The organism is uncultured Thomasclavelia sp., assembly GCF_944324745.1.
Classification (GTDB): Bacteria; Bacillota_I; Bacilli_A; order Erysipelotrichales; family Coprobacillaceae; genus Thomasclavelia.
Genome location: NZ_CALUXO010000044.1, coordinates 1 through 15,213 on the forward strand (window position 1 = coordinate 1; position 15,213 = coordinate 15,213).

The 15,213-nt window shown below is 28.4% G+C and carries 17 protein-coding genes and 1 tRNA gene; 2 read left to right on the forward strand and 16 right to left on the reverse strand.

Annotated elements, in window-relative coordinates:
- The first annotated feature begins 382 nt into the window (after window positions 1–382).
- The gene (locus Q0K54_RS04710; protein ID WP_294578705.1) at window positions 383–850 is read left to right on the forward strand and encodes a GNAT family N-acetyltransferase; all 468 of its coding nucleotides are present in this window, start codon (window positions 383–385) and stop codon (window positions 848–850) included.
- Here Q0K54_RS04710 and Q0K54_RS04715 read toward each other — a convergent pair.
- Window positions 847–1,272 (reverse strand): hypothetical protein, encoded by a 426-nt coding sequence (locus tag Q0K54_RS04715; protein WP_294578706.1) that lies wholly within the window; start codon window positions 1,270–1,272, stop codon window positions 847–849. The two genes, Q0K54_RS04710 and Q0K54_RS04715, sit on opposite strands and share 4 nt — an antisense overlap.
- Window positions 1,273–1,804: 532 nt before the next feature.
- Window positions 1,805–2,557 carry a MurR/RpiR family transcriptional regulator gene (locus tag Q0K54_RS04720; RefSeq protein ID WP_294578707.1) on the reverse strand — a complete coding sequence of 251 codons (753 nt, stop codon included), beginning with the start codon at window positions 2,555–2,557 and terminating at the stop codon, window positions 1,805–1,807.
- 171 nt (window positions 2,558–2,728) lie between these two features.
- On the opposite strand from Q0K54_RS04720, the gene Q0K54_RS04725 reads away from it, so the two are divergent.
- Window positions 2,729–3,565: a MurR/RpiR family transcriptional regulator gene (locus Q0K54_RS04725; RefSeq protein ID WP_294578708.1), complete on the forward strand. Its 837-nt coding sequence runs from the start codon at window positions 2,729–2,731 to the stop codon at window positions 3,563–3,565.
- Window positions 3,566–3,585: 20 nt separating this feature from the next.
- Here the strand turns inward: Q0K54_RS04725 and Q0K54_RS04730 are convergent, their stop codons facing one another.
- The 14 genes from Q0K54_RS04730 to Q0K54_RS04795 all read right to left on the reverse strand — a co-directional run bounded on the left by Q0K54_RS04730 (window position 3,586) and on the right by Q0K54_RS04795 (window position 15,212).
- The gene (locus Q0K54_RS04730; RefSeq protein ID WP_294578709.1) at window positions 3,586–4,410 is read right to left on the reverse strand and encodes a histidinol-phosphatase HisJ family protein; all 825 of its coding nucleotides are present in this window, start codon (window positions 4,408–4,410) and stop codon (window positions 3,586–3,588) included.
- Between the two features lie 293 nt (window positions 4,411–4,703).
- Complete coding sequence (locus tag Q0K54_RS04735; protein ID WP_294578710.1) at window positions 4,704–5,102, reverse strand: cupin domain-containing protein; 399 nt, start codon at window positions 5,100–5,102, stop codon at window positions 4,704–4,706.
- A gap of 12 nt (window positions 5,103–5,114) precedes the next feature.
- On the reverse strand, window positions 5,115–5,852 hold the full coding sequence (locus Q0K54_RS04740) for a carboxymuconolactone decarboxylase family protein (RefSeq protein WP_294578711.1): 738 nt from the start codon (window positions 5,850–5,852) through the stop codon (window positions 5,115–5,117).
- A gap of 11 nt (window positions 5,853–5,863) precedes the next feature.
- Window positions 5,864–6,187, reverse strand: coding sequence for a MerR family transcriptional regulator (locus tag Q0K54_RS04745; RefSeq protein WP_294578712.1), 324 nt, complete (start codon window positions 6,185–6,187; stop codon window positions 5,864–5,866).
- A gap of 258 nt (window positions 6,188–6,445) precedes the next feature.
- The gene (locus Q0K54_RS04750) at window positions 6,446–7,324 is read right to left on the reverse strand and encodes a LysR family transcriptional regulator (RefSeq protein WP_294578713.1); all 879 of its coding nucleotides are present in this window, start codon (window positions 7,322–7,324) and stop codon (window positions 6,446–6,448) included.
- A 185-nt stretch (window positions 7,325–7,509) separates the two neighbouring features.
- Window positions 7,510–8,091, reverse strand: a complete 582-nt coding sequence (locus tag Q0K54_RS04755) for a TVP38/TMEM64 family protein (protein WP_294578714.1) — start codon at window positions 8,089–8,091, stop codon at window positions 7,510–7,512.
- A gap of 171 nt (window positions 8,092–8,262) precedes the next feature.
- Window positions 8,263–9,345, reverse strand: coding sequence for a (Fe-S)-binding protein (locus tag Q0K54_RS04760; RefSeq protein WP_294578715.1), 1,083 nt, complete (start codon window positions 9,343–9,345; stop codon window positions 8,263–8,265).
- Window positions 9,338–10,750: a family 1 glycosylhydrolase gene (locus Q0K54_RS04765; RefSeq protein WP_294578716.1), complete on the reverse strand. Its 1,413-nt coding sequence runs from the start codon at window positions 10,748–10,750 to the stop codon at window positions 9,338–9,340. The genes Q0K54_RS04760 and Q0K54_RS04765 overlap by 8 nt, the downstream gene beginning before the upstream one ends.
- Before the next feature lie 124 nt (window positions 10,751–10,874).
- Window positions 10,875–11,762: a MurR/RpiR family transcriptional regulator gene (locus tag Q0K54_RS04770; RefSeq protein WP_294578717.1), complete on the reverse strand. Its 888-nt coding sequence runs from the start codon at window positions 11,760–11,762 to the stop codon at window positions 10,875–10,877.
- A 45-nt stretch (window positions 11,763–11,807) separates the two neighbouring features.
- Window positions 11,808–12,221, reverse strand: coding sequence for a helix-turn-helix domain-containing protein (locus Q0K54_RS04775; RefSeq protein WP_374011450.1), 414 nt, complete (start codon window positions 12,219–12,221; stop codon window positions 11,808–11,810).
- Window positions 12,222–12,572: 351 nt separating this feature from the next.
- Complete coding sequence (locus tag Q0K54_RS04780) at window positions 12,573–13,373, reverse strand: MBL fold metallo-hydrolase (protein WP_294578718.1); 801 nt, start codon at window positions 13,371–13,373, stop codon at window positions 12,573–12,575.
- A 198-nt stretch (window positions 13,374–13,571) separates the two neighbouring features.
- Window positions 13,572–14,078, reverse strand: a complete 507-nt coding sequence (locus Q0K54_RS04785; RefSeq protein ID WP_294578719.1) for a GNAT family N-acetyltransferase — start codon at window positions 14,076–14,078, stop codon at window positions 13,572–13,574.
- Between the two features lie 108 nt (window positions 14,079–14,186).
- A tRNA-Glu gene (locus Q0K54_RS04790) sits at window positions 14,187–14,262 on the reverse strand.
- 74 nt (window positions 14,263–14,336) lie between these two features.
- Entirely contained in the window at window positions 14,337–15,212 is an 876-nt protein-coding gene (locus Q0K54_RS04795; protein WP_294578720.1) for a MurR/RpiR family transcriptional regulator, read from the reverse strand.
- Window position 15,213 lies beyond the last annotated feature (1 nt).

The following is a 15,213-nucleotide window of genomic DNA, read 5'->3' on the forward strand; positions in this document are numbered from 1 at the left end:
CTGAATATTGCCTAAAGAGCGATAGCTGCGATGCTTTGTACCCTTGGTTTCAGGGGAATAGAAGCTCTCGTATATAGAGAGATAGGTACGAGACTGCTGTTTTGTAATCTTAAGAAAGTAAGCCATAAGAACACCTCCGATATATAACACCATTACACCACTATTATAACACAAAAGAAAAAAATAATAAAATAATTTTTAAATAAAAAAAGCCCATAAAATGGACTTAATTTAAATTTTTTAAAAAAGTTTACAAAAGAAACATGGTGCTAACTGCCAAAGACGGGTTATTACTTATTTGTTACTTTATATGAATCATTAATTATATATCATGTTATAATACTTGTAAAATAATTATCTATATTAATGTAAAGGAGCGGTTATGCTAATTCGTCAATTTCAAGCAAGTGATTTAAATGAAATTCTTAATCTATTTTATCAAACAGTTCATACTATTAATCTAAAAGATTATTCCAAAGAACAGCTAGATGCCTGGGCCAGCCATGATATTGATATAGAACGATGGCAAAAATCATTAACAAAAAATTATGCATTGGTTGCAATTATTAATGATAAAATTGTTGGATTTGGAGATATAGATGATTCCGGATATCTTGATCATTTATATGTTCATAAAGATTATCAAAATCAACATATTGCCACTAAAATCACGGAACAGTTAGTAAAACATAAAAACTTTAATAAAATTGTAACTCATGCTTCAATTACAGCTTTACCTTTTTTTCTAAAGCAAGGTTATCAAATCATGAAAAAGCAGCAAGTTTTAAGAAAAGGAGTTTATTTAACTAACTATGTAATGGAAAAAACTAATAATAAAAATGATACTTAAGAATCTTTAAGTATCACTCGTCGATGATCAATTGATATTATCTTTAAATCGGATTGGTTTTTTCGTAAATATTTATTAATGGTGACTATATCTTGTTTACTTACCACTTCCAACCAGTTATTAAGTTCTTTTTTCAAAACGAAATACAGCATCAGACTCATTAAAATTGATACAGTCATAACCAAAAATAAAAAACCGGTAATAATAAATGGAAGGGAAACTAGTAAACAAAAAGCAAAAATCTGCATCAAAAAAGCAGTAATCAAATAAAATAATCGTTCAAACCGTATGCCTAATCTTTTTATTTCTAAAATATCATCATACAGATCTTTGGCCTGACAGATTATCTGTAACATAGCTTCGTCTTCTTTTAAAGCAACTATCAAATTACTTTCATTTTCAATACTTTCAAAACTTTCCATTGAGCCCCTCCAATACTTTGATTATTAAAAATTAAATATTATCTAAAAACCATGTACTATTTTCATACATGGTCCAATCTTTATTTTCAAAAAAATTAACTTACGTCAATAGACTACTATTAAATACCTAGTAATTTTTTCGATATTGCCAAATAGAACCTTTTGATTGACTATTCGTATTTATTCGATTTTGATTATCAACAATATTAGATACTTAAAAAAATAAATCCAACCATCACCAAAATCACAATAAACCAAAATTTTTGTCCTTTCATCATTTTCATTTCAGTACTTGTTATATTCATCGCATCGAAAATCATCTATACAAAATAAATAACTATAATCAAACTTTAAATGATTAAAAATAGTTTAAAATAGTTAATCTAGCATATAATTTTCGATAAATCTGGCATCCTTTAACAGCTTACTTTTATTCAGATATTGTTTATTTATAAAACACTTCTCTATGTAAAAAAATTACTGCTATAAAAATATTATTTTTATAGCATAATGCTGTTATTAAAACTTAAGCTTAGCGATAATATTTTTGATAATACTTAATTCTTAAGATATCAAAAATCATCATAATTTGATAATTAAATTGAATTCCATCAAATTTACCTAAAACCTCAATTGCATAATCAGCGCAAACATTTTCATATTCACGATATTTGATATTTTGGGTAATCAAGACCAAATAAGCTTCACAAATATTTTGTGGTTTAAGTTTTTTGACATTTTGTTCCATCAATCTACCAGTAGCTGTAATAAAGAAAACAACATCATCATCACCAAATTCAAAATCATTATCAAATGAATGGTATTCTACGACTTCTTTCCCTAGTGTAATTAAATCTGTCTGAAAATCAACTGCAACGCTACTAGGATATAAAGCTCCAATAATAATTATCCGATTTTTCTTGAAAATCAAATCACAAATCTCATCTATTAATTTCTTTAATTCTTCTTTATTATAACAAGTATCTAAATGGTCAAAAAATGGTTCAATATCCAAATTAAGCATCCGCGCATGAATTTGTTCCAAACGACTTTGATGATCTGCTAACAACCGCTGTTTAAAATCATCATAATTATCAATTCCAAAATGTCTAGTAAAATCCAATAAATCATCCAGTTTAAAATTTCCAGCTTGTAGAAAAGTATCCAAATCATAATTTTCCATTTCAGTATAGTGAGAAATTACAAAGTTACCAATACGATACATATGATCATCGTCAAGACAGCCGTTTAAGTATTTTAAAATTCTTGATATCATTAGCTCCATAATTATTTTCTCTCTTTCTAACATATATTTGAGGATTTATTTCTACATATAGTATATAACAAATCAAAAGAAAATGAAAATAAAGTTCTGATAGACTAAGTAAAATAAATTATCTTGTGTTGATGATGATTATTTTTTATAATTAGCTTAAGAATATTTAAGGAGTCAAAGATGAATATTTTAACAAAATTATCGTCATTAACCAAATTAACTGAAAATGAGCGAATCCTAACTGAATATATTATCAATCACCCTGAACAAATATTGACCATGAACGCAAAAGAATTAGCCCATAAAACGTTTGTTTCTCAAACAACTGTCTATCGTCTCTGTAATAAATTAGCGTTATCTAATTTCAGTGATCTTAAAGTTTTAATTGCTATGCAAAAAGATGATTTTTCAAAAGAAAAAAGTTCAACTGATTTTAATTATCCTTTTTATCATCATCAAACCCAATACCAAATTATCAATAACATGGAAGAGCTGTACCAGCAAACAATCATAGCTACTAAAAATTTGTTAGATTTGGAAACACTTCGCCTAATTGTTCAAGAAATGTATCATGCTCATTCAATCGCTATTTATCCATCAGTTGGAAATATAAACATTGCTGAAAACTTTCGACAAAATATGCAAGAGATTGGTAAACCAGTAGAAATTGCCAGCAATCGATTTGATCAACATTGGTCGGCTACAATCAAAAAACCTGGTGATTTGGTTTTTGTAATTTCATATTTAGGCAAAACACCACAAATTATTGATACCGTAGCTACTTTAAAAGAAAAAGGTTGCACTATTGTATTAATTTCAGCAACTTACGAAGAAAAAATATCACCACTAGCTAATTATCGCTTATATTTATGTTCTTATGAAAATTTTAGAGAAAAAATTGGTTCTTTTTCTTCAAGAATTTCATTACAATATATTTTAGATTGTCTCTATTCGTGTTATTTTGAACGTAATTTTGATCAATTTTTGAAATTTAAAATTGATAATTACATAGATTAAAAGATGGGAATTTCCCATCTTTATAAATTATGAAATCTTGGTTCCATTTTTTTAAAAGTACAAAATTGCTTAAAACCGATTTTTTTCAATTCATCTTTCATTTCTTCAATATATGCACCTAGATGTGCTGATTCATGACTATCACTGCCAATTGTAATGATACGCCCACCTAAATCATAATAAAGTTTTAATATTTTTCGTGAAGGCATCAGATCATCTAAACCATAACGAACTGAAGAGGTGTTAAGTTCAATTCCTTTACCATCTTTAATAATATATTTTAAAATATCAGTAATAATTTCCTGATGATTTTCAAAAGCAAGATAACCATCTTTATCATCATATCTTTTAATCAAATCTAAATGACCTAAAACACTATAATGATGATAGTTTCTAACCACATCATATAATTCTTGATAATAACGCTGATAATATTGAGCTTCACTGCGACCTTTTTGAAAATCACCAGTCCAAAACTCTTTATCTTCAACTTGATGAATTGATAAAATCACAAAATCAAAATCATATCTATTAAATAATTGTTCATATTTAGCTATGGTATGTTTTTGAACACCAAATTCAATTCCACGACGAATTTTAATTTGACCATAATATTTTTTAGATAAATATTCAATTTTTTGAAAATAAGCAGGGTAATTAACATTGGCAATGAACTCACCTTCGACAAATTCTGGATCGTCCCAATCTAACTTAATCCCATAGTCAACATGATCAGTAAAACAAATCTCCTCTATCCCCTTTTTAATAGCATCTTTAATGACATCTTCCATTAAATAATCAGAATCATCGCTAAATTCTGTATGCACATGATAATCACAAAACATTAGACTATCCTCCTTTGATAATATAATTATACCAGTTAATAGCTAAATGTTTCGTAAATTTCCTGAATTTTAGTAAAATTCTATCAAAAATATTAAAATTCTTATTTATTTTTTGCAAAAAAATTCCCATTTCCCCTAAAACCATATGGAAATTTTTAATAAACGCTATAATTAAACTTGCATTGATTGATAAAAATCGTCAAACTATTACTAATTTTTCATAACTAGACACTCTATTAAATAATACATGATTTTTATCTTTCAAAAAAAACAAGTAGAAAGACTACTTGTTTTTATAATGAATTATATTGTTCATCATCAACTGGTTCACACCATTCATTTGAAGAACCTTCAGCAGGAACTTCAATAGCAATATGAGCAAACCAAGAATCTTTTGCTGCTCCATGCCAATGTTTAACTTCAGGTGCGATATTGACTACATCACCAGGTTTTAATTCTTGAGCTGGCTTTCCCCATTCTTGATACCAACCTTTTCCATCAGTTACTAATAAGATTTGGCCACCTTTATGATGAATATGCCAATTATTACGGCATCCTGGTTCAAATGTTACATTTGCTACCCCAACGCCATTACTTTTAGCTAACATATTCAAATAACTTTTTCCAATAAAATATTGTGCAAATCCACTATTTTCTTCACCTTTTTTAAACATACTTTCAAAATCGTTCATTTTAAACTCCTCCTATTTATTTGTAATTTCATTAATAATATTGATTGCATTTAATGTTCTAGGGAACCCAATATATGGTTGACATTGAGTAATTGTTTCTAAAAGCATTTCACGAGTATTTCCAACTGTCAAATTAGCCTGAGTATGAGCTCTAAGCTGATTTTCACAACCACCTAAACTAGCTAACATTACAAAAGTTATTAATTCTCTAGTTGGTAAATCAAGTCCCTTACGAGTATAAAAATCACCAAAACAATATTCAGATAAATAATTTTGAATATGTTTTAGTTCTGGAGCGGCATTATCGTGGTTAGCCTGAATATTTTCGCGACCAAACGCAGCACTTTGAACATCAAAACCCTTTTCAAAACGAGTTTCCTTAGTTACTGTAGCTTGTGATTCTAATGGTAATTTAATATTTTTTGCTTCAAAAACCGTATTAACAACTTCTAAAGCATCTTGCACTTTACCAATACCAACATAAGGGCTACATTGATAAATAGCTTCTTTAATACTTACTGGATCACATTTAGCATTAACAGCCCCAATAACATGTTCTTTTAAAGTATTTAAAGTATGATTGGTAGTATCAACAACAATTAATATTAATTGTCTTAATTTTAAATCCAAAGTTCCATGTTGATATACATCACCATATAAATAATTTTTAATAATTTCATTATATTCTTGATCATATTTTGATTCATTTGGTTCATCATGTAATAACTCATCTAATTCTTTAATATTCATAACTTTCTCCTTTACTTGTTTTTTAGTTGATAAATAAGATAATCAATGACATCTAAATTTTTCTGTTGTAGATGAATATCATCCAAAATCAATTGTCGCTGCTTCGTTAAAATCTGTTGCCGGCCAATTTCATTTTGTTTTAAATACTCACCTATTTTCTCTTTTTTTAACCCAATTTTCTTTAGTGATAATATTAAACTTAATCGTTCGATTTCTTTATCACTATATTCATAAACAGAAATCTCAGGTGATCGATCAAAAAGATTATCTTTTTCAAAACTTAATAATGTTGTTTTAGCAACATTAAACTTTTTACTAACTTCATCAATTGTCACTTGATCACCAGCTTTCATTTTTTACAAGTAAATTGTAAGACGAAAGTTCAAATATGTCTAATACTCATTTTGTATTGTCTTTCATGTTTTAAAAGCATGATAAAAAACTATATGTATCAAGAGGTTTGGCTAATTTATTAAAGTTTAATATACGCTAATTAACCCATTTTTACCCATCAATTAACGAATTTCACTAACATGTAAGTATTTATTTATCAAGGTAACTGTAGATTATCTTGATATTTCTTCAACAATCTTTTATTTTAATTCCTGTTTTAATTTTTCAATAAAGCGAGCTGTAGCCGGTGAAAAGATTTGATGTTTTTTCCAGACAAGAACGGTTCCTGTTTGCATTTTGGGATAAAAAGGGACGAAACTAATTTTTGGATTACCTAAAGTATCGATTAATTTTTCAAAACAAAGGGCATATCCAATGCCATTTTCTACCATAATAGCAGCATTATATATTAGATTATAAGTACAAATAATATTTAGCTTTTCATAATCTTCACCAAACCAGTTGGCTATTTCATTTTGAACAACGGAACGATGAGTAGATAATAACGGATAATCTCTAAGTTGTGCCGGGGTTACATATTCTTGTTTAGCCAAATCACAATCACTAGGTACTAATACACCCCAAACCTCTTTATAATCAAGCCGAATAAATTCATATTTTTCAATATCAACTGGTTCACTTAATAATCCAATGTCAACTAAGCCTTTATCAATTCTTTCTTTAATGTCATCTGCACTACCACTATACAAATGATATTTAATTTGGGGATACTCTTGGGTAAATTCTTTAATTACTCGACCTAAAAGATGCATCGCATTTGTTTCACCACTACCAATAAATATTTCACCAGATAATAAATTGTCATGTTCCAAAAATTCTTTTTCAGTTTTATCAGCTAAATCAACTATTTCCTCAGCTCTTCTTCTAAGCAACATCCCTTCATCAGTTAAAACAATCCGATTTTTTCCGCGAATGAAAAGCTTAGCGTCCAATTCATCTTCCAATTGCATCAGCTGTCTAGATAAAGTTGGTTGCGTTATATGTAAAAATTTAGCAGCACGTGTAATATTTTCTTCACGAGCTACTGCTAAAAAATATTTTAAAGTTCTAATTTCCATAATGACACCTACCTTGTATGCTTATCATTTTATCAAATTTTATTAAAATACGATAGCTAGATTTAACTACCAGCAAACTAATCTTTGTTTTCAAACAAAAAAGCAATCAATGTTTTCATCAATCGCTTTTAAACAAGAATATTTATTAAAAATTATTTTTTGGATATTTATACCCTTCAATCAAATTAGATCATATTTCCTACAAAAAATAATAATTCTTTGATTCCATAAGAATATAATATTAATCCAGCTGGTTTACATAAAATATTAATCAGCATATATTTTTTAGTTGACATATTTGTCAGTGCCGATAACATACATAATAAATCATCCGGCATACCTGGTAATAAGATTGCCAGCGCAAAAAAGATTTCAAATTTCTTTCCTTTATCTAACCAGCCAATATATTTATCATAAGTTTTTTTATTTGCTACTTTTAAAATAAACGCCTGACCATATTTTCGTACCAAAATAAAAACTAAATAGGAACCTATCAATAAACCGATGTAATTATATACAAAACCCCAAAATGCTCCAAAAACAATTACACCAATACCACTACTGACACCTCCAGGGATAATCGGTATAATCACTTGAACTATTTGAATTACTATAAATAATATTGGAGCTAAGGGTCCAATTCCCTCTAATAGTATCTGTAAATTTTCAGGATTAGTAAGATAATTATGTTGCGCTAAATATATTACCAACCAACAAAGTCCTAAAGTACCGGCTATTGTAAGCCATTTTGTCGTTTTAAGTGTCATTATTTTTCACCTCAACTATAAGTATAACGATTAAAATATAATAAAAATGGTAAATATTCTTAATTTTTCCTAAACAATTTATTATCATTTATTAATTATTATTAGTTATTTACTTAAAGTAAGGTTTTAATCATTATAATATTGTAATAAATACCAATAAAACTAACTGGATTATTTCTCAGTTAGTTTCATTTTAATATCATTATACAAATTAAAATCAGCATCAATAACTAGTAATTCTAAAAAATGTTTAATCGGTAAATAATCATGCAACGTATCCAAACAATTAAAACAGCTCGTAATAACTAAATCGCTTTTGACTTGATTATAATCATTAACTTTAACTTGAATGGTCGTCTTAGTATAATTATTATGATACATCGAAGCTAAGCCACCACCGCCACAACAAAGTGTATTTTCAAGACTATGTGGTAATTCAATAATATCAAAATCTCTAAATAATTGGCGCAGTGGTAAACCAAATTTTTGACTATAACGATCTGGACAAGAGTCATGAAAGGAAACGGTCTTGATTTGAGAAAACTGTTTGTAATCAATTTTAATTTTTAATTTAGCTAATTGCTCCGGTAATGATTTAATTTCGATATTTTTTAAATATCCTAAAATCTGCATTCTTAAGCAAAAGTTATAACAATTAGGACATGGTGTTATAATTTCTTGAACACTATGATCTTTTAGACTACGATCTAATTTAATGATGTAATTTTGAAATTCTTCTTTTAAACCAGCCATATATAACGGATTACCACAACATGTTGCCGTCATACCATCTATGAGATCTAATTGCTGTAAATATATTGTTGTTTTCTTCGCTAAATCAGGAAATTTAGCTACCAAATGACAGCTAGGTAAAAATAATCGCTGACAAGTCCCTGGTTTTTTTAAACAATCATCATATGTAACTTGCCAAATAGCTTTAAGCTTATTGAAAAGGTTATCTTCTTGATCAACCCTGATTGAATTATATTGAGCTTTATGATAGCAACTTGATGAATGTAAATAACTCCGAGCGTGAAATATAAATTCTTTAATATCAAAATGATTAGGGCAATTTTTTAAACAATAACCACATTGATGACAACTAAATACATAATCTTTGATTTTTGAATCATCTTCTAATAAGAATTTAGCTACCAAACCTAATGGTTTTCCACAAGCAATAGTATTAGTACATTGATGGCAACTAAGGCATCGTTGATAAATAGTCTGCAAATATTTTAAATCACTAATCATCTAAACAGGCTCCATTAGTTTTAATAACTTTTTGGTACCAGTAAAATGAATCTTTTTTAAATCTTTTAAAAGAACCATGACCTTGATCATCTAAATCAACATAAACAAAACCATATCTTTTTTTCATTTCACCAGTACCAGCACTAATAATATCAATTGGTCCCCACATTGCATAACCAAAACAATCTACTAAATCTATTTCTAACGCCTCTTTTAATGCTTTTAAATGACTCTTTAAATAATCAATTCGATAGCTATCCCTAATTGAATTATTCTTTTCCATTTTATCAATAGCTCCAATTCCATTTTCTGAAATAAAGATTGGAATCTGATAACGATCATAAATTTGGTTTAATGAAGTTCTCAATCCTAAAGGATCAATTTGCCAACCCCAATCGGTTGTTTTCAAATATGGATTTTTACCGCCATCTAACAAATTTCCATTAGTACTTTGTTTAACATCGACTCCAGCAACCATTGATGCATAATAACTGAAACTGTAAAAATCAATCGTTCCCTTTTTCAATATTTCCAAATCATCTTGGTCAATGTTAAAAGTGGCCTGCATTTTCTTTTGATAAGCCAGACACGTATTAGTATATCTACCTCTAATTTGAACATCTGAAAAATAATAAATCGGTAAAAAATTATCATGAACAATTATCTGATCCTCTGGTCGACAAGTATGCGGATAACAACAGTTATATAATATCATGTTACCAAATTTAAAATCCGGATTGATCTTTTTTCCTTCAATTACTACTAAAGCTCCAGCAACTAATTGATAATGAGCTACTTGAAACATGGTATTAGTTTTATTTTCGGTTTCTTGATAAATAATTCCTGCTTGGTGCCATGGTGTTTTAGCAATAAACAATGAATTAATTTCATTAAAAGCAATCCAATATTTCACTTTATTTTGATATCTTTTCATTACACAAATTGCATATTTAACAAATAAATCAATTAATCTACGATTACGCCAACCACCATATTTTTTGATTAAAGCTAATGGCAGTTCAAAATGATGTAAAGTAACAATTGGTTCAATCCCATTTTTTAATAATTCATCAAAAACACAATCATAAAATACTAATCCTGCTTCGTTAGGTTCTTCATCATCACCATTAGGAAAAATGCGTGCCCAGGAAATCGACATTCGAAAACATTTAAAACCCATTTCTTTCATTAATGCAATGTCTTCTTGATAATGATGATAAAAATCAGTTGCCTGGTGGCTGGGATAATATGTGTCATTGTGAATGTGATCATGAATAATTCTTTCATGACCGTGACTGGCAGCCATTTCCACATCACTGGTACTTAAACCACGACCTCCAAGATCATAACCGCCTTCATATTGATTGGCAGCAGTGGCGCCGCCCCATAAAAAATCTTTATTCATATAATACCTCCGTTTTTTATAACTTTCATTATATAAATAAAGACTTTTATTGGTAGTTATTCCATTGAAAAAGAAATCTTGTTACGATTATTAAACTTTAAATCTAAATAAAACCGACAATTTATTACGACTCGGTTTCTTCTTTCATAATTTCCAATGTCGCTTGACGATTTATTTCAGCTTCTTTTGAAATATTGATTCTTCGATTACTGTTTTTTTGATAATCTAAAGCATAATAACAAGAGTATAAGATATCTAAAATTAATTTAATACTATACTCATTACTAAAACCACCAATTTTAGAATACAATTTTTCTCGAGTTGACACTCGTAAAATCACATCAGCATAATCAACTAATCGATTGTCGCCTAGACTAGTAATAACAATTACACTGGCCTGTTTTTCTCTGGCTTTTTTAGCTATTTGAACTAAATTATCAATACTTCCCGAATAAGAAACAACTAATAAACAATCGCCCTGATTAATGATAGCCGTTGAAAAAAGTTCTTCACCATTTATGTGGCAGACATTAACATTAACCCCGATTCTTAACATATCCAATTGAAATATTTGTCCTAATAAAAGACTATATGAAATAGCTGCCAAATGGATATTTTTTGCTTTGTGCAACAATAAAACCGCTTTTTGTAAACTGTCGTGTTCAATTAATGATAATGTATCATTAAGAGTTTCTTTAGCTAAAATAGTGATTTTACTGGCAATCTTTTGAATATTATCATTTTGATTGAAAGGATAATTGGGATCAATATGATTAAAATGCGATTCTAAATAATTAAGTTCTTTGATAAATGCTTCTTTAAACTCATTAAAGCCCTGAAAATCCAGCTTTTTTATCAACCGCATGATCGTTCCTGTTGAAGTATATGAGGCCTCCGCAACTTCTTTAATTGTTTGATTTTTTATTTTACTTCCTTGATCATATAAATAGTCAATCACAGCTTTTTGACCTGAAGACAATTTAACTTTTTCTATTTTTTGACTAATAAGCATCTTTTCATTTCTCCTCTAGCATCATTATAAACAGATAATCAGCAATTATCTAGATAACAAATCAAAACAATCAAAAAGGTTGTTTTGTATTATATTTTTTATAATAATCAAAACACTCACAAATATCGAAACCACCGCTATTCCTAATAGAGCACCAGATATAAAATCACTAAAATTAGAATCACTAAAACTATATGATAATGTCATCAAAAACATTGCCATAACTAAAATAACTATTCCTAATAACATATCTTTTTGTTTTTCTAGTTCTTGAATCCGTTTTAATAAATCCATCAGCTGGTCTTTAGTATTATCTCCATCTTCTTGACCATTTATCAATTCACCAATCGTAATATCTAGTACTTGGCATAAATTGGTTATTATGGCATAATCTGGCATACTTCTACCGGTTTCATATTTAGAAATCGTCTTATTGGAAAGACCTAATTTACTGGCCAACTGTTCTTGAGTTAAGTTTTTCTCTTTTCCTTTTTAGCTATAAATTTGCCAATTGCCTGTTGATTCATAATACTCCCTCCTTCTAACACATTCCTTCTTTAGATAATATTCCTGAACCAGAGAACTTCGATAGAATTTATCATTTTTTATCTAAAGTTTACAATTTAATTCGATCATTAAACTTATTTATTATCGCTATTTTAAATATCATAGATTTCTGTAAAATTTAGTTAAATAAAAAGAAAACAGCCATAAAGGCTATTTTCTAATTTTAGATTGATAACTTTAATCAAGCAAATTTAATCCCAAGATATTGATCAAATAAAAATTAAGTATATCGATATAATATAACTATGAATTTACTTTCTTTTTATGTTTATGCATTTTAAGCAAATTATAGAATTGTTTTTCATAATATTTATAACCATCTTTACCAATGATGAAAGGATTATAAACGCTATTTGTAATATTTCTAATAATTGATAATCTTTCAAGTCCCATATCTAAGCATGAATGGGTATCTATTTCACTATCAACATCCTCTTTATCACAAATTTTACTGAATTCATACCAAGAATTTTCATAATCTTCAATACTAGTATCCAGTAAAATCCCAAAACCACCCCATAAAGCCATTTTATGTTTGCGTCCTTCATCAGTAACTGGAATAATAAATGAAAAGCAACCAACTGAATGACCTGGAGTAAAAACACACTTAATTTGACCAAATTCTAATGTTTCACCATCAGTTAGATAATGATCTACCTCAAATTTTATCGGTTCCCATGGAAAAGTTTTCGACATATTTTTCGCAAATTCACAATCGAGCTTTGACATAAATATCTTGGCACCATATTTTTCTTTAAAATAACCGGCATTACCAAAATGATCACCATGACCATGAGATATGACTATAGCAGACAAATTATTAATATCATATCCTAGACTTTTAAAATCTTCTTCAATCGTTTTTTTAGAATCTTCATCAGGATTCATACAATCAATTAAAACATACCCCGCAGTTGTTTCTAAAACAAAACATCCAACAATCTCATTTCCAATAAATGATAACTGATCAAAAAATTTTGTTGCTGGAAAAGGCTTTATTTCCTTTTTATTAAAATCAGGCTTAGCAAAGCGTTTTTTCTCCAACTTGACATTTTAAATTACTCCTTTCTATCCAATAACAACAATTAGAATTATAACTATTAGAATTCTAATCGTCAATCTTGCAACATTAAGCAACTAATTTTTATTATCTATAATTAATAATATGACCGGTTTTTAATTCAATTAATATAAAAAATACTAGTAACTTAGAATATCATATTAAAAAAGCATATTTAATATTTAGAGTTTAATTTCATATCCATACTCATTTAAAATCATCATATCATCGATTTTTTCATGATAGATTCCTATAGCTTTAATAAACCCATTTTTTTGATATAACTTGATTGCAGGATAATTATCTGTCACAACAAATAACCTTAGATATTCCATCTTATTTTCTTCAGCTAGCTCTTTAGCCTTTTCCAACATCAAACTTCCAATACCCATATTTGCATAATTAATATTTACCCCTAAACGATCTAAATACAAAACTCGCTTAGTATTTTCATTCCAGACAACTTTATTTTGACCATGATGTTTATTATTTAAAGAAAAAGCTGCCACAATTACTTGTTTATCAACCAAAACATATAATCTTTGATTAACAAGATCTTCTTTAAAAAATTCCAGGGGATAAATATCATCCCAAATATTGAGACCTTGACTTTTCATTTTTCTAATAATTTGTTTATATGTTTGTTTAATTTGCGGTAAATCACTTAATGTTCCTAACCGAAATTCCATACTAACGCACTCCTTAATAATAAATGTTTCCATCATTTATCTATAATAAACAGTTATATCATAAATAAATAAAAAAAGTTCTGATAAATCAGGACTTTACTTTATTATTGGTAGTCCGTAGGGGGTTCGAACCCCTGAATGCTAGGATGAGAACCTAGTGTGTTGACCACTTCACCAACGGACCGTATACATATATAATAACACTTTTTCAAATTTTATAAAGTAAAAAATAGAAATATGATCATTTTTCTCATATTTCTATTCATCTTCATCAATATACTCATAACCTGAATGACGATCATCAACCATTTTTGCAATCTGTATTTTATAATCAAGATTCTTTTGGTAATCGAAAGCAAAGATACCTGAATATAAAGTATCTAAAAGATATTTAATTGATGTCGTAGTAGCAAAATCACCAATTTTGGTCAATAACATCTCTCGAGAAGATATTCTTAAGGTAACATCTGCTAATTTTGACAAATTATTATCTGCAATACTGGTAATTGCTATTATTGGTGTATTCATCTTTTTTAATAACTTAGCAACATCAATAATATAATTAGTTTCACCAGAATACGAAATCATAATAGCACAATGCTTTTCATCGCTCATTGCCGCCTGCAGTTTAGCATTACCTGGTAAATGACAGATGTTAACATTTTTATGCAAATAAAATAATTTAGCTTTAAATTCTTCAGCAATTAATAAATTATTAGCAACACCATAAATATCTAATTCTTTACAATCACGTAAATAACGTAAAGCCTGCTGCAAATCATCATGGTTAATTAAAGATATCGTATCTTGAATCGTTTCTATTTCTAACTGTCCAATATTATGAGCGATAGTCATGATATCATCACTTACAACAAAAGGAATACTAGCATCGATATTTTGCTCTTTAAATAAATATTCCAATTCTTCCAGGTATGCCTCTTTAAAATCATTCCAACCATGATACCCTAATTTTTTGGCAATCCTGACTAATAGTGGTGGTGAAGTATATGTTGCTTTGGCAATACTATTGGCAGACATATTTTTAATATTCAACCCTTGTTCCAAGATATAATCAATTATGGTAGCTTCACTAGCAGAAAAATGAGTTTGTTCGATTCTATGGATTAGTAACATA